We start from the raw sequence: 19,139 nt of genomic DNA on the forward strand, positions 1-19,139 counted from the left end.
TCACATGCTGGCGATCAGCCGCTCCACCCGCTCGTCGTACGCGCGGAACGGATCCTTGCAGAGCACCGTGCGCTGGGCCTGGTCGTTGAGCTTGAGGTGCACCCAGTCGACGGTGAAGTCGCGGCGCTTTTCCTGTGCGTGGCGGATGAACTCGCCGCGCAGGCGGGCCCGCGTGGTCTGCGGCGGGGTCTCCTTCGCCTCGAAGATCTCGAGGTCGGTGGCCACGCGGTCGACCTGGCCGCGCCGCTCGAGCAGCCCGTACAGGCCACGGCCGCGGCGCAGGTCGTGGTAGGCGAGGTCCATCTGGGCGACCCGGGGGTGGGAGAGCGGCAGGTCGTGCTTTTCCTGGTAGCGCTCGATCAGCTTGAGCTTGCTCACCCAGTCGATCTCGCGGGACACGGGCTCGAGGTCGCCGGTCTCGACGGCCCGCAGGACCCTCCCCCACAGCTCGACGACCCGCTTGGCGGTCTGGTCGCCGCCGCGCCGCTCGACGAACTCGGTGGCCTTCGCCAGGTACTCCTGCTGGATCTCCAGGGCGCTGACCTCCTTGTTGGAGGCGAGGCGGACCTTGCGGCGGCCGGTGATGTCGTGCGAGACCTCGCGGATCGCCCGGATGGGGTTTTCCAGCGACAGGTCGCGCATCACCACGCCGGCCTCGATCATGCGGAGCACGATGTCGGCGCTGCCGACCTTGAGGAGGGTGGTGACCTCGTTCATGTTGGAGTCGCCGACGATCACGTGGAGGCGCCGGTAGCGCTCGGCGTCGGCGTGCGGCTCGTCGCGGGTGTTGATGATCGGGCGGCTGCGGGTGGTGGCCGAGGAGACGCCCTCCCAGATGTGCTCGGCGCGCTGGGACAGGCAGTAGACCGCGCCGCGCGGGGTCTGGAGCACCTTGCCGGCGCCGCAGATCAGCTGCCGGGTGACCAGGAACGGGATCAGCACGTCGGCGAGCCGCCCGAACTCGCCGTGCCGGGAGACGAGGTAGTTTTCGTGGCAGCCGTACGAGTTGCCTGCCGAGTCGGTGTTGTTCTTGAACAGGTAGATCTCGCCGGCGATGCCCTCGTCGTGCAGCCGCTTCTCCGCGTCTACCAGCAGGCCTTCCAGGATCCGCTCGCCGGCCCGGTCGTGCGCGACGAGGTCGGAGACGGAGTCACACTCCGGTGTGGCGTACTCGGGGTGGGAGCCGACGTCGAGGTAGAGCCGGGCACCGTTGCGCAGGAAGACGTTGCTGGAGCGCCCCCACGACACCACCCGGCGAAACAGGTAGCGGGCCACCTCGTCGGGAGAGAGTCGTCGCTGTCCTCGGTAGGTGCAGGTGACGCCGTATTCGGTCTCGAGCCCGAAGATTCGCCGTTCCATGAAGAGACACTATCCGTCCGAGGGCCCGGATCGTCACTCCTGACGCAAGGTTTCGGTGTACTCGCGGCATGTGTCGTACGACGGCAGGGTGCCGGCCGCGCGCGCCGCGTCGAGCGACGGCGCCGCGTCGTCGCGGGCGGAGAGCGTCGGAGCGGCCGCCGGCCACTCGATGCCGAGCGTCGGGTCGAGCGGGTGCACGGTGTGCTCGGCCGCCGGGTTGTACGTGGTCGAGCAGAGGTAGGTGAGCGTCGCGTCGTCGGTGAGCGCGCAGAAGCCGTGGCCCAGCCCTTCGGCGATGTAGACCGCGCGGCGGTCGACGTCGTCGAGCCGCACCGCCTCCCACCGGCCGAACGTCGGCGAGCCGACCCGGATGTCGACGATCACGTCGACCACCGCGCCGCGCGGGCAGGTGACGTACTTCGCCTGGCCGGGCGGCACGTCGGCGAAGTGGATGCCGCGCACCACACCGGCCGCGGAGACCGACATGTTGGCCTGGGCGAGGTCGAGCGGGTGCCCGACCACCTCGGCGAGGCGATCGAAGCGGTACCACTCGAGGAACAGCCCGCGCGGGTCGCCGTGCTGCTGGGGCGTGACCTCCCACGCCCCCTCGATGCCGAGTGGGCGGATCTTCACGACGGGAACCGCGCCACGGTCACGAACTCGTTGTAGGTGAAGAGCTTGCCCATGAAGCGCGGGAACGGGAACGAGTACTGCTTTTCCACCGTCAGCCCCAGGTCACGGCAGATCGCGGCGGCCTCGGCGAAGCCCACGAAGCGCACGTGGGTGGCGTCGCTCGCGTACCCCCGCTCCTGCGGGGTGATGAAGACGGCCTTGCCGCCCGGCTTGACGCAGGGCAGGTAGGACTCGACGACCTTGCGGGCCTGCTCCTCGGGCATGTGCTCCAGCAGGTGGGCGGCGAGCATCGAGTCGAACGTCGCCGCCCGGTCGGTCTCGAAGAACTCGTTGATCGTGTACGCCTCGAAGCCCTGCGACCGCGCGAACTCGACCGACGTGGGGTTGTGGTCGACGCCAACGCCGTTGCCGCCCAGGTGGGCGAGGTTGCGACCGAGGCCGCAGCCCACGTCGAGGGTGCGCCCGAGCTTGAGGCGGCGGATGTTCCACCGGTAGGGGCGCTGGACGTCGAGGACCTGCTTCCACCGGGCGCCGGTCACCCGCTGGAGGCGGTCGGTGTAGTCGGCACCCTGGGTGCTCGGCTTCTCCTGCTGCACGGCGCGAAGCCTGTCAGACCCGGCCGGCGGACCGCAACCGGGCACGCCTACACATAGTCAACCTTCTCCTCCGTACCCTCGGTCACCGCCCGCGCCAGCAGGTCGCCGAGCAGCGGGGCGAACTTGAACAGATTGTCACCGTAGACCGCCGTGAACGGGCCGCGCCGCCGGAGGTGGAAGCCGTCGCCGAGCCCGGCCATGGTGGTGCAGTAGACCTCGTCGAGCACCTCCGGCACCACCCCGTCGAGGTGAACGCGGACGTAGTCGAGCACCGCCTCCCGTGCGGCCCGGGTCGCCTCGGCCCGCCCCGCCTCCCAGGCGGTCGCCGCGTGGTCGAGCAGGCCGCCGACCGCCCACCGTCCCGGCCGCGCCATGTGCTGGTAGGTGGCCATCCGGCCGGAGCTCTGGTCGATCCAGGCGGACAACGGGCCGGTGCGCGTGGTGGCGAACGTGAACCGCACATGGTGCGCCAGCACGGTCGGCGTGTAGAGACCGACCTGCGCGGCCAACGACGAGGTGCCCGCACCGGCCGCGATCAGCACGGCGTCGGCGTCGACCGCCCCTTCGGGCGTGTGCACGCGCGCGCCCGAGCCGCGCTCTTCCAGCAGGTACACGACGCGGGTCTGGAAAGCCGCGCCGACGCGGCGGGTGAGGTGGGCGCCGGTGCCCTCGGCGTCGATCACGCCGCCCGTGGTGTCGAGGAGCGCGACGTCCGGGCCGCGCCGCGCCGGGATCCGCGCGTCGGCGCCGACCGTCTCGTAGGGTGCGCCGGCCTTGCGCATGGCGGCGGTCCAGGCCAGCGTGTCGGCGCCGCTCACCAGGCAGCCCACGTCGTGGACCAGCGGCCGGCCGGCGGCCTCGCTCCAGCGCCTCCAGCCGGCCCGCGCCTCCCGGGCCAGCGCGACGAGGTCGGCGCTGCCGTGGGCGAGCCGGAAGATCCGCGACGAGCCGGTGGAGCGCTCGGCCATCGGGCCGGTGCGGTCGAGGCACAGGACGTCGTGGTCGGCATCGAGCAGCGCGGCCGCCGCGGCCAGCCCGACCACGCCCGCACCGACGACAGCGACCCGCATCAGAGCTCTTCGAGCAGGCCCAGCAGGTAGTCGCCGTAGCCGCTCTTGGTCAGCGGGTCGGCCAGCTCGCGCACCTGGGCGGTGGTCAGGAAGCCGGCCCGCCAGGCCACCTCCTCCACGCAGCCGATCTTGAGGCCCTGCCGCTCCTCGATCACGCGCACGAACTCGGCCGCCTGCATCAGTGACGTGAACGTGCCGGTGTCGAGCCACGCGGTGCCGCGGTCGAGGACGGTCACCGACAGCTCACCCTTTTCGCGGTATGCCTCGTTGACCGCGGTGATCTCCAGCTCGCCCCGGTCGGACGGCTTGAGGCCGCGGGCGATCTCGACCACGCGGTTGTCGTAGAAGTACAGGCCGGGCACCACGTAGCGGGACTTGGGGCGGGCCGGCTTCTCCTCGATCGACAGCACGCGCCCCTCGCCGTCGAACTCGACCACCCCGTACGCCTCCGGGTTGGCCACCGGGTAGGCGAACACCCGCCCGCCGACCAGGTCGTCGTTGTGGCTGGCCAGCTGGTGGCCGAGGCCGACACCGTGGAAGATGTTGTCGCCGAGGATGAGGGCCACCGGCTGGTCGCCGATGAAGTCGGCCCCGATGACGAACGCCTGGGCGATCCCCTCCGGCCGCGGCTGGGCCGCGTAGCGCAGGTCGAGACCCCACTGCGAACCGTCGCCGAGCAGGCGCCGGAACTGCGACTGGTCCTCCGGCGTGGTGATGATCAGGATCTCGCGGATCCCGGCCATGACCAGCGTCGACAGCGGGTAGTAGATCATCGGCTTGTCGAAGACCGGCATGAGCTGCTTCGATACCGCCCGGGTGATCGGCCACAGCCGGGAGCCGGTGCCGCCGGCGAGAAGGATTCCACGCACCCCGGTACCTTATCGGGAGCGCGCGACACGGCAGTCGTGCTGCCGACAGGCCCGGCGAGACCGGCTCGCGTAGACTCCCGACCCTGTGAGAGTCCTCGTCACCGGCGGAGCCGGGTTCATCGGGTCGGAGTACGTGCGTGAGCTGCTGCGCGGCACGCTGCCGGCCGCCGCGCCCGCCGCGGTCACCGTGCTCGACAAGCTCACCTACTCGGGCAATCTGGCCAATCTCGACCCGGTGCGCGAGGACGCCCGCCTCCGGTTCGTCGAGGGTGACATCTGCGACGCCGCGCTCGTCGACGACGTGGTGCCCGGCCACGACGTGATCGTGCACTTCGCGGCCGAGTCGCACGTCGACCGCTCGATCGAGGGCGCCGCGCCGTTCGTGACCACCAACGTGTTGGGCACCCAGACGCTGCTCGACGCGGCGCTCAAGCACGGCACCGGACGGTTCGTGCACGTGAGCACCGACGAGGTGTACGGCTCGATCGCGCACGGCTCGTGGACCGAAGACTGGCCGCTCGCGCCCAACTCGCCGTACTCGGCCTCCAAGGCCGGCTCCGACCTGCTCGCGCTCGCCTACTTCCGCACCCACGGGCTCGACGTGGTGGTCACCCGCTGCTCCAACAACTACGGGCACTACCAGTACCCGGAGAAGGTGATCCCGCTCTTCGTCACCAACCTGCTCGACGGCGGCACGGTGCCGCTCTACGGCGACGGCGGCAACGTGCGCGACTGGCTGCACGTGCACGACCACTGCCGGGGCATCGCGCTGGTGCAGGACAAGGGGCGGCCGGGCGAGGTCTACCACATCGGCGGCGGCACCGAGCTCACCAACCGCGAGCTCACCGAGCGCCTGATCGCCGCGTGCGGCGCGACCTGGGAGTCGGTGCGGCCGGTCCCCGACCGCAAGGGCCACGACCGCCGCTACAGCCTCGACATCACCAAGATCAGTCAGGAGCTGGGGTACGCGCCGACGGTCGACCTCGCGCGCGGCCTGGCCGAGACGGTCACCTGGTACCGGGAGAACCGCGCCTGGTGGGAGCCCCTCAAGGGATGACACGCATCCTCGTCACCGGTGCGGGCGGGATGCTCGGGCAGGACCTGCTCGACGTCCTCAAGGGTCAGCCCAGCCTCAAGGGCCGGCCCGACCTCGACGTGACCGCGCTCGCCCGCGCGGACCTCGACGTGACGGACGAGGCCGCGGTCCGCGCCGCCGTCGCCGGCCACGACGTGGTACTCAACGCGGCGGCCTGGACCGACGTCGACGGCGCCGAGGAGCGCGAGGCCGAGGCCACCGCTGTCAACGGCGCCGGCGTGGCCCACCTGGCCCGCGCGGCGCGCGCGACCGGCGCCCGCCTGGTGCACGTCTCCACCGACTACGTATTCCGCGGCGACGCCACCACGCCCTACGCCGAGGACGCGCCCACCGACCCGATCAACGCCTACGGCCGGAGCAAGCTCGCCGGCGAGCGGGCGGTGCTGGCGGCCGGCGGGTACGTGGTGCGGACCGCGTGGCTGTACGGCGCGCACGGGCGCAACTTCGTCACCACCATGCTGCGGCTGGCCGGCGAACGGGAGACCGTCGACGTGGTCGACGACCAGCGCGGCCAGCCGACCTGGTCGTGGGCGCTCGCCGAGCGGCTGGTCGACCTCGCGCTCGCGGACGCGCCGCCCGGCGTCTACCACGGCACGGCCAGCGGCGAGACCACCTGGTACGGCCTGGCCCGCGCCGCCTTCGCCCGCGCCGGGCACGACCCCGACCGGGTCCGCCCGACGACCAGCGACCGCTTCGTGCGGCCCGCGCCCCGCCCCTCGTACAGCGTGCTGGGCCACGATCGGTGGGCCGAGGCCGGCATGACACCCATGACAGACTGGGAGACGATGCTGTCCGCCTACCTCGGGAGCCCCCGTGCCTGACCTGCCCCGGGTGAGTGCCGTGGTGCTCGCGTGGCGCACGGAGCCGCTGCTGCGGCGCTGCGTCGAGGCGCTGCTCGCGTCCGTCAAGGTCGACGTCGAGGTCGTGCTCGTCGACAACGGCTGCACGAATCCCGACTTCGAGTACCTGTCGAGCCTCCCCGGCGTCGTCGTGGCCGGCTCGGGGGAAAACGCCGGTTTCTCCGCCGGCTGCAACGCGGGCGTGGCCGCCTCCACCGGCGAGTACGTGGCCCTGGTCAACGGCGACGCGATCGTCGAGCCCACCGCCCTGGCCCGCCTCGTCGACGTGCTGGCCGACGAGAGCGTCGGGATCGCCGCCGGCGCCGTACGCCTTGCCGACGAGCCCGAGCTGCTCAACTCCCGCGGCAACGAGATCCACGTGCTCGGCGTCAGCTGGGTGGGCGGCTTCCGCGAGCGCGAGACCCGTAGCGAGCCGACCGAGACGGCCGGCGCGATGGGCGCCTTCGTGGTCACCCGCCGCGCACACTGGGACCGCCTGGGCGGCTTCGACGACCACTATTTCGCGTACGTCGAGGACGCCGAGATCTCGCTGCGCACCTGGCGGCTCGGCCTGCGCGTGCTCAACGTCCCGGACGCGGTCGCGCTGCACGGATACGAGTTCAGCAAGGTCAGCTTCAAGTTCTACCTGATCGAGCGCAACCGCCTGATGTTCGTGACCACCGTCTGGGGCGGCCGCGCCCTGGCGCTGCTGGCCCCACCGCTGCTGGCGCTGGAGCTCGTCATGATCCTGCTGGCCGCCAAGGAGGGCTGGCTGAAGGACAAGCTCCGCGGCTACGGCTGGCTGTGGCGCCACCGCCGCCACCTACGCGCCCGCCGCCGCGCCCTCCAGGCCGAACGCGTCGTCCCCGACCGCGAGTGGACCCGCGTCCTGACCGACCGCTTCGACACCCCGCTCATCAACCCGCCGGGCGTCGGCCTCCTGAACGCCCTGATGACCCGCTACTGGCGGCTCGTCGGCCGCTGGATCTGACCCCTCCCGCTCCGCGCCGGCTCCCTGTCTAGAGCGACAGTTCCCAAGCGGATACACCCCGGTCCGCGTCACCTGAGGACCGTATGCCGCGGGCACCGCGGCGGCCGGCGGCTCGCGAGCGAGCCGAAACCCCCGGCCCCCGCTGCCACCTCCGCGCGACAAGCCCAACTCCCCGGCAACCCGTCGAGCGCGCCATGATCGTTAGCCCAAAATCCGCAGTCCCACCGGCGTGTCACACAGCTGGAGGGCTAACGATCATGGTGCCGCCCAAAAGCCTCTTCGAAGAAGTGGGACGAGCAGTCCCGGTCGAGGGCAACAAGCTCTCAATCGTAGCCACACCAGCCATGGGCGATCGTGGCCGCCCACAGTGGACAGATGACGCGGCATTTGTCGCACCCACGGCAGTCGCCCTGTTGATCAGGGGGTTGGTGGAGTGACGCACCGGGCGACACGCCCACCAAGTCCCTGATCAACACCGAGCCACCACCCCTCCACGCACGAACCAGCCGCAGGGCGGCCCTGTCCGGAGCCCGAGGCCCCGCCGGGAGGCGCGCTAACCGCAACCAAAAGCCGAGCCGCGTCCATCCACGAAGACCAAGAGGATAAGGGCTTGGGACCGCGGACCCGGCAGCGGACGGCCGGGGTTTCGACGAGCGCCGGCGAGGAGCCGGCCGGGAGCGGTCTCCGGCGGGAGCGGCGGTCCGCCGCTGACGCGGCCCGGGACAGAATGTGGTTCCGGCCCAGGCTGACACCGCCTGGGCCGGAAGCCGATGCGGCCTAGCTGGCGTAGGTCTCGAACTCCGCGACGCGTGGGGCGCCGCCGGAGCTGGTGATGCGGAAGGTGATCTTCGTCAGCGACGTCGCGGCGAAGGTGATGGTGCCGGCGCCGCTGCCGGAGGTCAGGACGGCGCCGGTGTCGTGGTTGACGAGCTGCCAGGAGCCGATGCTGCCGCTGGTGCCGGACGGTTCGCGGATGACGGCGCGGGAGACGCGGGTGGCCGAGCCCCACTTGATCGAGATGTCGCCGGTCGCGCCGGCCGGGGACCAGTAGGTGGTCAGGCTGCCGTCGCGGACGTTGCCGTAGCTCGTGCCGCTCGCCTTGCTGGAGCCGTCCGAGCCGGCGCCGATGCTGAGGTTGGTGCCGCTCGGCTGGGTCGGTGCGGGCGTGGTGGGCGCCGGCGTCGTCGGGTTCGGGCCGGCGGTGGTGGGCGGCGGCGTGGTCGGGTTCTGCGGCACGCAGTTGCCGTTGGAGACCTGGAGGCCCTTGTTGGCGCCAGCGGTCTGGCTGACCACGTTCGGCACGCAGCTGGCACCGTCGAGCGTGTACGCGTACGGGATGCTGACGCTGGTGTTCGACTGGACGTTGGGGCCGGCCGGGTTGGTGTCGTCGCCGGGGGCCGACCAGGTCACGTTGTCGAAGACGTTGCCGCTCACCTGCCAGTAGCCGGCCGCGTCGGTGTAGAACGTGCCGAGCACGTCCTTGGAGTTCCGGAAGTAGTTGTTGTCCACCTTGGCGCGTGCGCCGGCGCGCGAGTTGATGCCCGACTCGCGGAGGCTCACGTAGTGGTTGTTGTAGATGTGGGCGATGCCGCCGCGCAGCAGGGGCGTGCGGGAGTCGATGTTCTCGTACAGGTTGTGGTGGAACGTGACGAACCCGTTCGAGGTGTCGCTCTCGCTCGACCCGATGAGGCCGCCGCGGCCGGAGTTGCGCAGGATGCTGTACGAGAGCGTCACGTACTGGGTGTTGTCCTTCATGTCGAAGAGGCCGTCGAAGCCCTCCGCCTCACCGCCGGACGCCTCCAGCGTGACGTGGTCGACCCAGATGTTGCGGACCGTGCTCTCCATGCCGATGGCGTCGCCGCCGTTGGAGAGGGGCGAGCCGGACTTCTTGACGTTCCGGACGGTCACGTTCTGGATGATGATGTTGCTGGAGTCACGGATGTGGATGCCCAACTGGTCGAAGACGGCTCCGCCACCGACCCCGATGATGGTGATGTTGCTGATCTCCTTGAGCTCGATCTTGTCGGCGGCGGTGTTGCAGCTGTCGCCCGACACCTTGGTGGTGTTGCCGTGGTTGATCGTGCCCTCGACCTGGATGACGATCGGGGTGCTGCTGCTGGCCCGGTTGCACAGGGCGGTGTGGATGGCGGTGCCGGTGGTGGCCCGCACCGTCTGGCCGCCCGCGCCGCCGGTGGTGCCGCCGTTCTGCGTGGCGTAGCCGGTGACGCCGCCGGTCGCCGCCGACGCCTCCGGAATCGCCAGCATCACACCGGTCCCGCCGGCGACCACGGCCGCCGCCCCGAGCGCCGCGAAGAGTCGCAGTCTCACTTTTCCTCGCCTCATCTCTCGCTTGGTCGCCTCCACCGGAGGGATCCGTGAGGCAGGAAAGCGCTTTCCACGGGCGAGCATAGGACGCCGTCTATAGATGTTGCAAGTGTCAACTCGCCGCGGTCACCCCAGGCCCCAGGGAAACGTGGAGCTTTGGGGTGCTGTCCCGCATGCACCGCTCCCGGCCGGCTCGTCGCTGGCGCTCGTCGCACCCCGTCCGTCCACTGCCAGCTCCGCGGGACAAGCCCGAAGGATCGCGCGGCCCACCCGCCGCCGCGCCCCTGACGGAGGGTAACCAGCCCCGAGGGCGGATCTAGGAGAGTTCGGGTTGACATGGCGCCCTAACTCTCCAAGATCTGGCATCGGACGCGGTTCACGCGCGCTGTGGCGGTTACTGGCGGTGATGGCGTGTCTGTTCGGTCTGGTGCCCGTCGCCCCCGGGCAATGGACATCGTGGACAAACGAACCGTGCGTCCCTGGGGTGAGCGGCGGACGAGTGAGTCCGCGGCAGCGGCATGGACCGCGACGGCATCGAGCTTTTCCAGACTGCGGCGAGTTGGAGTTTGCCCGGGTTCGGGTCAGCCGCGGACCGCTGCTCCCGCCGGAGTACGCGCGGGTCGGCGGCTCGCCAGGGCTCGCCGAGATCCCCGACCCGCGCTGCCAGGCCCGCGCCGCAAGCCAGCGGACGGCCGGGGCACTCGGCTCGCCCGCGAGCCGCCGGCCGGGAGCGGCGCCCGCGGGGAAAGCACGCCAGGAAACGCCTCGCCGCGCTCCACGCTTCCCCCGGGGACCCCGGGCATACGGTCCGCAGCGGACGCGAACGAGGGGAAATCTGCCTCGAAGCGGCGCCTACTCCTTGGCGTCGCCTTCGGCCTCGTCGAGGTCGTCGAGGATCTCCAGGTCGTCGGAGCCGGCGGACTGCGGCGGAGCCTTCTTCTCCACCGCCGGCGGCGGCTCGGACGGCGACTCGGTGACCGGCGCGGCCGGCGGCTCCTCGGTCAGCAGCGACGTCAGCGCCACCCCGATGACCCGGCGGAACGTGCGGCCCGTGCGGCTCCGGTCGAGCACCGCCACCTCGAGCTGCTCGGCGCCGAGCGTGCGGGGCTGCCCGCCCTCGCCGCCGACGCTGCCCAGCGCCTTCACCGCCAGGCGCACCGCCTCGCCGAGCGACAGGTCGATCCGGTGGGCCTCCTTGAGCGCGCCGGAGATCGCCTCCGCCTGGCCGCCCATCGCCATCACGCCCGGCTCGTCCTGCACCGAGCCGTCGTACGTGATCCGGTAGATCTCGTCGGACTCCGGCGTCGTGCCCACCTCGGCGACGCAGATCTCCACCTCGTACGCCTTCACCTGCTCGGTGAAGATGGCGCCGAGCGCGTGCGCGTAGGCGTTGGCGATCGCCCGCCCGGTCACGTCACGCCGGTCGTAGCTGTAGCCGTCGAGGTCGGCCTTGCGCACGCCGGCGCGGCGCAGGTTTTCGAACTCGTTGTACCGCCCCACGGCCGCGAACCCGATGCGGTCGTAGATCTCGCTCACCTTGCGCAGCGAGGTCAGGTTTTCCGCGACGAACAGCACCCCGCCCTCGTACGTGAGCACCACGGCGCTGCGACCGCGGGAGATGCCCTTGCGGGCGTGCTCCGAGCGGTCGCGCATGATCTGCTCGGGTGAGGCGTAGAACTGCATTGCCACGTCGGCGGCTCTCCTTCAGACAGACGAGATCGGTGGGGCGGGTATCAGCCGCCGATGTTTTCCATGCGGCGGGCGACGACGGCCTCGGCGATCGCGCCGACCTCCTCGTCGGTGTGGCGGCGGGTGCCCTCGGTGGTCGCGCTCATGACCACCGGGTAGATCTTGCGGGTCAGGTCGGGGCCACCGGTGGCCGTGTCGTCGTCGGCCGCGTCGTAGAGCGCCTCCACGCCCAGCGTCACCGCCTCCTCCACCGACAGGCCCGGCCGGTACCGCTTCTTGAGCGCCGACTTGGCGAACAGCGACCCGGAGCCGATGCCGTCGTACCCGGTCTCCTCGTAGAGGCCGCCCGCGACGTCGAAGCTGAAGATGCGCCCCACCTTGGTCGGGTCGGTGGCGGCCAGGTCGACGCCCGCGAAGATCGGCACGACCGCGAGGCCCTGCATGGCCGCGCCGAGGTTGTTGCGCACCAGCGCGGCGAGGCGGTTGGCCTTGCCGTCGAGCGAGAGCATCGCGCCCTCGATCTTCTCGTAGTGCTCGAGCTCCACCTGGAAGAGCTTGATCAGCTCGATGCCCACGCCGGCCGTGCCGGCCATGCCCACCAGCGAGTACGGGTCGGCCGGGTGCACCTTCTCGATGTCGCGGCTGGCGATGAGGTTGCCCGCCGTGGCGCGCCGGTCGCCGGCCATCACCACGCCGTTGGCGCAGACGATCGACACGACCGTGGTGGCGTGCGGTGCCATGTCCGCGGAGTACCCCGGCGGGAGCGGACGACGCCCGGGCAGGAGCTCAGGCGCGTTCAGACTGAGGAACTGCGTGAAGGAGGACGTCCCCGGGTCCGCGAAGAAGTCTGGTAGACGCCGGGATGGATCAAAACCCGCAGGCACGTGCTTCCCTTCAGATAGGTGATCGCGTTCGCAAGATACGCCACGTCACAGAGTGCGCGAGCGGACGGAGCCGCTCGCACTAAAGAACGCCCAAAGCAGACACTTACCGACTACTGGCCGCCTTTCTGGACGTACCCCCTCACGAACTCCTCCGCGTTCTCTTCCAGCACCGAGTCGATCTCGTCCAGGAGGTCGTCGACGTCCTCCGTGATCTCGGCGTGGCGCTCGGCGACCTCCGGGTTGGCCTCGGGGGCCGGGCCGGCGTCGACGTCCTCCTCGCGGCGGGCCTTGCCGGACTGTGACTGACCGCCTGTGTCACGGGTAGCCATCGGGTCCTCCTCAACATCGCTTGCTGAAAAACTACCTCGCCGGTGCCACGGAAAACCCTCGCCTCACGCGACGTTTCGCCCAGGGCGCAGCGATCACCCGCCGGTGATGGCCTCGAGCAGGTCCTTGGCACTGGCGCAGCGGTCGAAGAGAGCACCGACGTGCTTGCGGGTGCCCCGCTCGGGCTCCATCATCGGCACCCGCACGAGCGACTCGCGCCCCACGTCGAAGATGACCGAGTCCCAGCTGGCGGCGACCACCTCGGACGCGTACTGGGCGAGGCAGCGGCCCCGGAAGTAGGCCCGGGTGTCCTCCGGCGGCTCGACCATCGCCCGGCGGGTCTGCTCGTCTTCGAGGAGCGTCTTCATCGAGCCGCGGGCGACGAGGCGGTGGTAGAGCCCCTTCTCCGGGCGGACGTCCGAGTACTGGAGGTCGACGAGCTGGAGCTTGTGCGAGGCCCAACCGAGCTTTTCCCGCTCGCGGTAGCCCTCCAGCAGCCGCAGCTTGGCCACCCAGTCGAGCTCGTCGGCGCAGAGCATGGGGTCGCGGCCGAGGCGGTCGAGCACGCTCTCCCAGCGGGCGAGCACGTCGGTGGTGGCGGCGTCGGTGTCCTGGCCGTAGCGGTCGTCCACAAAGGACTTGACCCGCTCGAAGTAGGCCCACTGGAGGTCGAGCGCGGTGAGCCGGCGCCCGTCGCGCAGCCGCATGAGGTGGGCCAGCGCCGGGTCGTGGCTGACCGCCTTGAGCTCGGAGACCGGGTCGGCGATGCCGAGGTCGGGCGTGAGCGCCTTCTCCTCGATCATCGTGAGCACCAGCGCGGTGGTGCCCACCTTGAGGTAGGTGGAGATCTCCGACAGGTTGGCGTCGCCGATGATGACGTGCAGGCGCCGGTATTTGTCCGCGTCGGCGTGCGGCTCGTCGCGGGTGTTGATGATCGGGCGCTTGAGCGTCGTCTCCAGCCCGACCTCGACCTCGAAGAAGTCGGCACGCTGGGAGATCTGGAAGCCGGGCTGCGACCCGTCCTGCCCGATCCCGACCCGGCCCGCGCCGCACACGATCTGGCGGGTCACGAAGAACGGCGTCAGGTAGGCCACGATGTCGGCGAACGCCGTCTGGCGGCGCATCAGGTAGTTTTCGTGCGCGCCGTAGCTGGCGCCCTTGTTGTCGGTGTTGTTCTTGTACAGGTGGATGGTGTGCGTGCCCGGGATGGTGGCCGCGCGCCGCGACGCCTCGGCCATCACGCGCTCGCCCGCCTTGTCCCACTTGACCACGTCGAGCGGGTTGGTCACCTCGGGCGTCGAATACTCCGGGTGCGCGTGGTCGACGTAGAGCCGGGCGCCGTTGGTGAGGATGACGTTGGCCAGCCCCAGATCCTCGTCGGCGAGCGCCTCCGCCGGGTCGTACGCGGCCCCCGAGTAGGTGAAGCCGCGCGCGTCGCGCAGCGGCGACTCCTCCTCGTAATCCCACCGAGCCCGCCCACCGCGGGTCAGCTCGGGCCGGGCCCCGTACGCGTTGACCACCTGGGACGAGGTGACCATCGGGTTGGCCCCGGGCTGGCCGGGCACCGAGATACCGTACTCGACCTCGGTCCCCATGATCCGCCGAACACTCATGCCTCGCCTACCTCACTGCCGCCCAGGTGCGTACGCGCCACCCGTCGAGCGTAGTCCGATAGGCACGCTCCGCGCTGCGCCGCACCGGGTGGGGTTGGAACGACTCTCCGGGGCTACGCTCCGGTATCATGACGCGGCCACAGTGGGCGGCGCACGGGCAAACGCATGGCGACCAGGCGAGGAGCGTAGCGGGTGGGTGAGCTGACGGTCACGCGAGCCGTCCCGTCCGAGGAGAAGGAGGCCGTCGTGCCGGCCCCTTCGGCCGAGGAAAAGCCAGCGAAACGGCGCACGAGAAGATGGCGCCGACCCTCCGGACCGTTCGCGTGGGGCGCCCTCGTCGTCCTGGCGGCCACGACCACCGCGATGATCTGGACCTACGCCTCGACCCACCAGATCTTCCCCGACTCGCAGTGGTACCTGATCTACACGTATCAGTACATGGGGTACGACAAGGCGCACGGCGAGCAGATCGTGCTCGACTACATCCGCGACCACGGCACCTTCAAGCCGTACGACTACCTGTGGGCCTCCAAGCCCTTCACGCTCAGCTACCGCCCACGCATACTGCTGCCACTGCTGTCGATCCCGTGGGTGGCGCTCTTCGGCCCCGGCGGCATCGTGGTGGTGCCGGCCATCGCGTTCGTGGTCGCGATGTTCCTGATCTACCGCTTCGCCACCGTGCACGCCTCGGTGCCGGCCTCGGTCGCGGCGAGCGTGCTCGCGGTCATGTCCCCGCTGATCGCCAAGTGGTGCGTCGGCGGCCTGACCGACTCGCTCGCGCTGATGCTCCATACGACGCTGCTGCTGCTACTCCCCTGGCGCAAGCCCGCGACGAAGTGGACCGTGGCCGGCCTGGCGCTGGCCGCGTTCCTGGTGGGCACCGCACGCGTCATCACGCCCTACACGGTGGCCACGGTCGCGGCGGTATGGCTCTGGGCGATGTGGCGCGACCGCGACCGCTGGCGCTCCTGGACCGCCGCCGCCGCCGGCGCCGCGGTTGGCGTGATCGCCGGCGGCATCTGGAGCAAGGAGGTCAGCGCGCCGCTGAGCAGCCGCGACCACTTCTTCAGCATGACCGGCGGCCGCGCCCGCACACTGGGCGAGGCGATGCCCTGGTACCGCGAGGCGGTCCCGACGGCGCTCTCCAAGGAGGCCACGATCGTCCTCTCCAGCTGGCCCCTTGTGCTGCTGCTGGTGCTGTCGATCGTGGCCAGCGTGGTCGCCTGGCGCACCGTGGTGCCGTGGCTCGTGGCCTCCGCCTGGGTCGGCGCCACGGGCATCTTCCTCATCGCGCCGTTCATGACCATGTTCCGGTACGAGCTGCCGATGCTGCCCGCGCTGGTCGTGGCCGTGGCGGTCCTCTTCGACCGGGTCGCGAAGGGCCTGCTGCCCGCCTTCCAGAGACCACCCGCCGCCGAGCCCGCGTCTTCTCCGGGCGCCAGCGGCTGACCATTTGGGTTTTGCCCGCGTCCGCGTCAGCTGTAGGCCGTATGCGCGGGGTCCCCGGGGAAACGTGGAGCGCGGCGGAGCGTTTTCTTGGGGTGTTTTCCCGCGGGCACCGCTCCCGGCCGGCGGCTCGCAGGGCGAGTCGAAACCCCCGGCCGTCCACTGCCGGGTCCGCGGCGCAAGCCCCTCAGGCGGCCGCCCCGATGACAGCCGGTGGTCTTGGTATTTGTGGCCCCTCGACTTCGGAGTTGGAGCCGGGTTGTCCCTTGCTCTGCGGTTTCGGCTTCGCTTGTGGTTGCGGTTACTGCGCCTCCGGCGGGGCCTCGGGCTCCGGCCGGGCCGTCCCCGGCTGGTTCTTTTGTTGGTGGGTGGTTGCGGTGGGAGCCGTGCCGTATGCCGTCGTCCAGGCAAAGCCGAGCAGACCAGCGCCGGGGCCGCCAGCCGCCGTCTGATCCTCACCCTGCTTTGGGGTGTGGCGGCCCCGGCGCTGGTCTGCTCCCCGTGCGGGTGGACGACGGCATACGGCACGGCTCGGGCTACGCCCGCTGGCTGCGGCAAGAGGCAGGGCCGGCCACAGGGGTCATGACCGCTTTCAGCCGACTACTTCCAAGCAGATCTCTCCAGTCCGCGTCAGCGGTAGACCGTATGCTCCCCGCTCGCAAGGTCCGCTCCGGCCATGGGCTATCGGTTACATGGCGTCACCGGCCCGGGATCGGGGGCTTTGAGATCTAGGACGGTTAGGGTTGATATGGCGCCCTAACTCTCCAAGATCTCGAATCTTGTGCCGCGTGCACGGCGACGGCGGTTACTCGCGGCGACGAAACCCCCTTGTTGTTGCGGGATCGCCTATCCGAGAACAGACATCGTGGACAGGGGCGACCGCGGCCCGGCGGCGGATGGGGTGAAGCCGCTGGCTGCGGCGGTCCGGACCTGGATTTCGTTGCGGTTAGTGCGCCTCCGGCTCCGGACGGGGCCGCCTGCCCTTGTTTGACGTTGTTGGTGGGTGGTTGCGGTGGGAGGCGTGCTTCGCACGCTGCTGCGGCTTCGGGGGTTGACCGGGGCCGCGAAACACAAATGACCGGCGGATCGCCGGCCCACCCGCCCGGTCCTTGGGATGTGGCTCAGCATGTGGGCGGCGTCATGATCGTGAGCCCGAAAAGGTCGCGACACGCCGAAGACCACGCCCCTAACGGGCTAACGATCATGCGATGCGGCGCCGCAGCCCCGCATCTCCCACGTGACGGGACCATCGGGTCAGCATGTGGAAGGCGTCGTGATCGTTAGCCCGAAACCCGTGTGACACGCCGGCACGAACGCGGGTTTTGGGCTAACGATCATCAAAACGCGGTGAACACCGAGCCAATCTCCCGAGACGTGGGCTGTGGCAACGATCCGCTGGTCATGCGTGTTCGCGGCCAGGCCATCCCCCTAGCCGCAGCGGTGCGCGAAGCCCGAGGCGCACCAACCCGCAACCACGAACGAGGCTGACGCGGCCGACACGAGAAGGGCCCCGGCAACGCCGGGGCCCTTCTGTGCGAACGGTGCGGGCTACAGGTACTGACCCGTGTTGCTCACGGTGTCGATGGAGCGGCCGGCCTCGGCGCCCTTGCCGCCGGAGACGAGCGTGCGGATGTAGACGATCCGCTCGCCCTTCTTGCCGGAGATGCGGGCCCAGTCGTCCGGGTTGGTGGTGTTGGGCAGGTCTTCGTTTTCGCGGAACTCGTCGACGCAGGCGTCCAGCAGGTGCTGCAAGCGCAGGCCCTTACGGCCCGACGACAGGAACTCCTTGATGGCCATCTTCTTGCCGCGGTCGACGATGTTTTGGATCATGGCGCCGGAGTTGAAGTCCTTGAAGTACAGGACTTCCTTGTCGCCGTTGGCGTAGGTGACCTCGAGGAAGCGGTTTTCCTCGGTCTCGGAGTACATGCGCAGGACGACCGCCTCGATCATCGCGGCGACGGTGGCTTGTGCGTCGCCGCCGTGCTCGGTGAGGTCGTCGGGGTGCAGGGGCAGCCCGGTCAGGATGTACTTCGAGAAGATGTCACGCGCGGCCTCGGCGTCCGGGCGCTCGATCTTGATCTTCACGTCGAGACGGCCGGGGCGCAGGATGGCCGGGTCGATCATGTCTTCGCGGTTGGAGGCGCCGATCACGATGACGTTTTCGAGGCCCTCGACGCCGTCGATCTCGCTGAGCAGCTGCGGCACGATCGTGTTTTCCACGTCGGAGGAGACGCCGGAGCCGCGGGTGCGGAAGACGGAGTCCATCTCGTCGAAGAACACGATGACCGGCGTGCCCTCGTCCGCCTTCTCGCGGGCCCGCTGGAAGACAAGCCGGATGTGCCGCTCGGTCTCGCCGACGTACTTGTTGAGCAGCTCAGGGCCCTTGATGTTGAGGAAGTAGCTGGTGTGCTTTTCCTCGCCACGACCCTCGGCGATCTTCTTGGCCAGCGAGTTGGCGACGGCCTTGGCGATCATGGTCTTGCCGCAGCCGGGCGGGCCGTAGAGCAGGATGCCCTTCGGCGGGCGCAGCTGGTGCTCCCGGAACAGGTCGGAGTGCAGGAACGGCAGCTCGACCGCGTCGCGGATCTGCTCGATCTGGGACTGGAGGCCACCGATGTCCTCGTATCCGACGTCGGGCACCTCCTCCAAGACGAGCTCCTCGACCTCGCTCTTGGGGATCCGCTCGTACGCGTACGCCGAGCGGGGCTCGATCATCAGCGAGTCGCCGGCGCGCAGCGCCGAGCCGATGAGCGTCTCCGCGAGGTGGACGATGCGCTCCTCGTCGGCGTGGGACACCACCAGCGCCCGGTCACCCGGACCGCCGGCGGGGTGCTCCAGCACCTCCTTGAGCATGACCACCTCGCCGACCCGCTCGTAACCGAACGCGTCGACGATGTTGAGCGCGTCGTTGAGCAGGACCTCCTGCCCGCGACGCAGCTCGTCGACGTCGAGTGACGGGGACACCGCCACCCGGAGCTTTCGCCCGCCGGTGAACACGTCGACGGTGCCGTCGTCGTGTTTGGCCAGGAAGACGCCGTAACCGCTCGGCGGCTGCGCCAGGCGGTCGATCTCCTCCTTGAGCGTGACGATCTGGGCTCGGGCCTCTTTGAGAGTGCTCACGAGCCGCTCGTTGTTTTCGGTCAGTCGGGCCAGCTGCGCCTGCGTTGCCGCTAGCCGCTCCTCGAGCTGCCGGACGTGTCGTGGGCTTTCGGTCAGCTTGCGCCGCACCAGAGCGAGTTCCTCTTGAAGGAACGCGACCTGAGTGGAGAGATCGTGGGCCTCCTTCTCCCACCGTGCGGCGCGCGAGTCCGCGTCGTCGCTGCGTGCCACGTCCCACCTCCCCGGGGGGCTTGAACGTACTGCCATAACACTAACCGCTGTTACGGCCAATCGAACCTACGC

The 19,139-nt window shown here is 70.1% G+C and carries 15 protein-coding genes; 4 read left to right on the forward strand and 11 right to left on the reverse strand.

Going from position 1 to position 19,139, the window contains the following annotated elements:
- Genes pafA through rfbA form a run of 5 tightly spaced genes read right to left on the reverse strand, consistent with a single transcriptional unit; the run spans nucleotide 1 to nucleotide 4,527 of the window.
- Nucleotides 1-1,359, reverse strand: coding sequence for a Pup--protein ligase (gene pafA / locus ACTMTJ_RS03800; protein ID WP_441214630.1), 1,359 nt, complete (start codon nucleotides 1,357-1,359; stop codon nucleotides 1-3).
- A 33-nt stretch (nucleotides 1,360-1,392) separates the two neighbouring features.
- On the reverse strand, nucleotides 1,393-1,992 hold the full coding sequence (locus ACTMTJ_RS03805; RefSeq protein ID WP_441214631.1) for a dTDP-4-dehydrorhamnose 3,5-epimerase family protein: 600 nt from the start codon (nucleotides 1,990-1,992) through the stop codon (nucleotides 1,393-1,395).
- On the reverse strand, nucleotides 1,989-2,588 hold the full coding sequence (locus ACTMTJ_RS03810; protein WP_441214632.1) for a class I SAM-dependent methyltransferase: 600 nt from the start codon (nucleotides 2,586-2,588) through the stop codon (nucleotides 1,989-1,991). The genes ACTMTJ_RS03805 and ACTMTJ_RS03810 overlap by 4 nt, the downstream gene beginning before the upstream one ends.
- 47 nt (nucleotides 2,589-2,635) lie before the next feature.
- On the reverse strand, nucleotides 2,636-3,658 hold the full coding sequence (locus ACTMTJ_RS03815; RefSeq protein WP_441214633.1) for an FAD-dependent oxidoreductase: 1,023 nt from the start codon (nucleotides 3,656-3,658) through the stop codon (nucleotides 2,636-2,638).
- Nucleotides 3,658-4,527 (reverse strand): glucose-1-phosphate thymidylyltransferase RfbA, encoded by an 870-nt coding sequence (rfbA, locus tag ACTMTJ_RS03820; RefSeq protein WP_441214634.1) that lies wholly within the window; start codon nucleotides 4,525-4,527, stop codon nucleotides 3,658-3,660. The genes ACTMTJ_RS03815 and rfbA overlap by 1 nt, the downstream gene beginning before the upstream one ends.
- 85 nt (nucleotides 4,528-4,612) lie before the next feature.
- Here rfbA and rfbB point away from each other — a divergent pair, with 85 nt between their 5' ends.
- From rfbB to ACTMTJ_RS03835, 3 genes are read left to right on the forward strand one after another with little or no spacing between them, the layout of a single operon-like run.
- On the forward strand, nucleotides 4,613-5,584 hold the full coding sequence (gene rfbB / locus ACTMTJ_RS03825) for a dTDP-glucose 4,6-dehydratase (protein WP_441214635.1): 972 nt from the start codon (nucleotides 4,613-4,615) through the stop codon (nucleotides 5,582-5,584).
- Complete coding sequence (gene rfbD / locus ACTMTJ_RS03830) at nucleotides 5,581-6,444, forward strand: dTDP-4-dehydrorhamnose reductase (protein WP_441214636.1); 864 nt, start codon at nucleotides 5,581-5,583, stop codon at nucleotides 6,442-6,444. The genes rfbB and rfbD overlap by 4 nt, the downstream gene beginning before the upstream one ends.
- Nucleotides 6,437-7,453, forward strand: coding sequence for a glycosyltransferase family 2 protein (locus ACTMTJ_RS03835; RefSeq protein ID WP_441214637.1), 1,017 nt, complete (start codon nucleotides 6,437-6,439; stop codon nucleotides 7,451-7,453). The genes rfbD and ACTMTJ_RS03835 overlap by 8 nt, the downstream gene beginning before the upstream one ends.
- A gap of 777 nt (nucleotides 7,454-8,230) precedes the next feature.
- Here the strand turns inward: ACTMTJ_RS03835 and ACTMTJ_RS03840 are convergent.
- The 5 genes from ACTMTJ_RS03840 to dop all read right to left on the reverse strand — a co-directional run bounded on the left by ACTMTJ_RS03840 (nucleotide 8,231) and on the right by dop (nucleotide 14,291).
- On the reverse strand, nucleotides 8,231-9,796 hold the full coding sequence (locus tag ACTMTJ_RS03840; protein WP_441214638.1) for a pectate lyase family protein: 1,566 nt from the start codon (nucleotides 9,794-9,796) through the stop codon (nucleotides 8,231-8,233).
- Nucleotides 9,797-10,630: 834 nt separating this feature from the next.
- Nucleotides 10,631-11,467 carry a proteasome subunit alpha gene (prcA, locus tag ACTMTJ_RS03845; RefSeq protein ID WP_441214639.1) on the reverse strand — a complete coding sequence of 279 codons (837 nt, stop codon included), beginning with the start codon at nucleotides 11,465-11,467 and terminating at the stop codon, nucleotides 10,631-10,633.
- A gap of 44 nt (nucleotides 11,468-11,511) precedes the next feature.
- Nucleotides 11,512-12,351: a proteasome subunit beta gene (gene prcB, locus ACTMTJ_RS03850; protein WP_441214640.1), complete on the reverse strand. Its 840-nt coding sequence runs from the start codon at nucleotides 12,349-12,351 to the stop codon at nucleotides 11,512-11,514.
- A gap of 110 nt (nucleotides 12,352-12,461) precedes the next feature.
- Complete coding sequence (locus tag ACTMTJ_RS03855) at nucleotides 12,462-12,680, reverse strand: ubiquitin-like protein Pup (protein ID WP_441214641.1); 219 nt, start codon at nucleotides 12,678-12,680, stop codon at nucleotides 12,462-12,464.
- Nucleotides 12,681-12,773: 93 nt separating this feature from the next.
- Nucleotides 12,774-14,291 carry a depupylase/deamidase Dop gene (gene dop / locus ACTMTJ_RS03860; protein WP_441214642.1) on the reverse strand — a complete coding sequence of 506 codons (1,518 nt, stop codon included), beginning with the start codon at nucleotides 14,289-14,291 and terminating at the stop codon, nucleotides 12,774-12,776.
- A gap of 192 nt (nucleotides 14,292-14,483) precedes the next feature.
- On the opposite strand from dop, the gene ACTMTJ_RS03865 reads away from it, so the two are divergent.
- Nucleotides 14,484-15,740 carry a hypothetical protein gene (locus tag ACTMTJ_RS03865; RefSeq protein ID WP_441214643.1) on the forward strand — a complete coding sequence of 419 codons (1,257 nt, stop codon included), beginning with the start codon at nucleotides 14,484-14,486 and terminating at the stop codon, nucleotides 15,738-15,740.
- A 1,545-nt stretch (nucleotides 15,741-17,285) separates the two neighbouring features.
- On the opposite strand, the gene arc is transcribed toward ACTMTJ_RS03865, so the two are convergent.
- Nucleotides 17,286-19,067 carry a proteasome ATPase gene (arc, locus tag ACTMTJ_RS03870; RefSeq protein WP_441214644.1) on the reverse strand — a complete coding sequence of 594 codons (1,782 nt, stop codon included), beginning with the start codon at nucleotides 19,065-19,067 and terminating at the stop codon, nucleotides 17,286-17,288.
- Nucleotides 19,068-19,139: the final 72 nt, after the last annotated feature.

Origin of the sequence: Phytohabitans sp. LJ34 (assembly GCF_052068095.1) — a bacterium.
Taxonomy (GTDB): domain Bacteria; phylum Actinomycetota; class Actinomycetes; order Mycobacteriales; family Micromonosporaceae; genus Phytohabitans.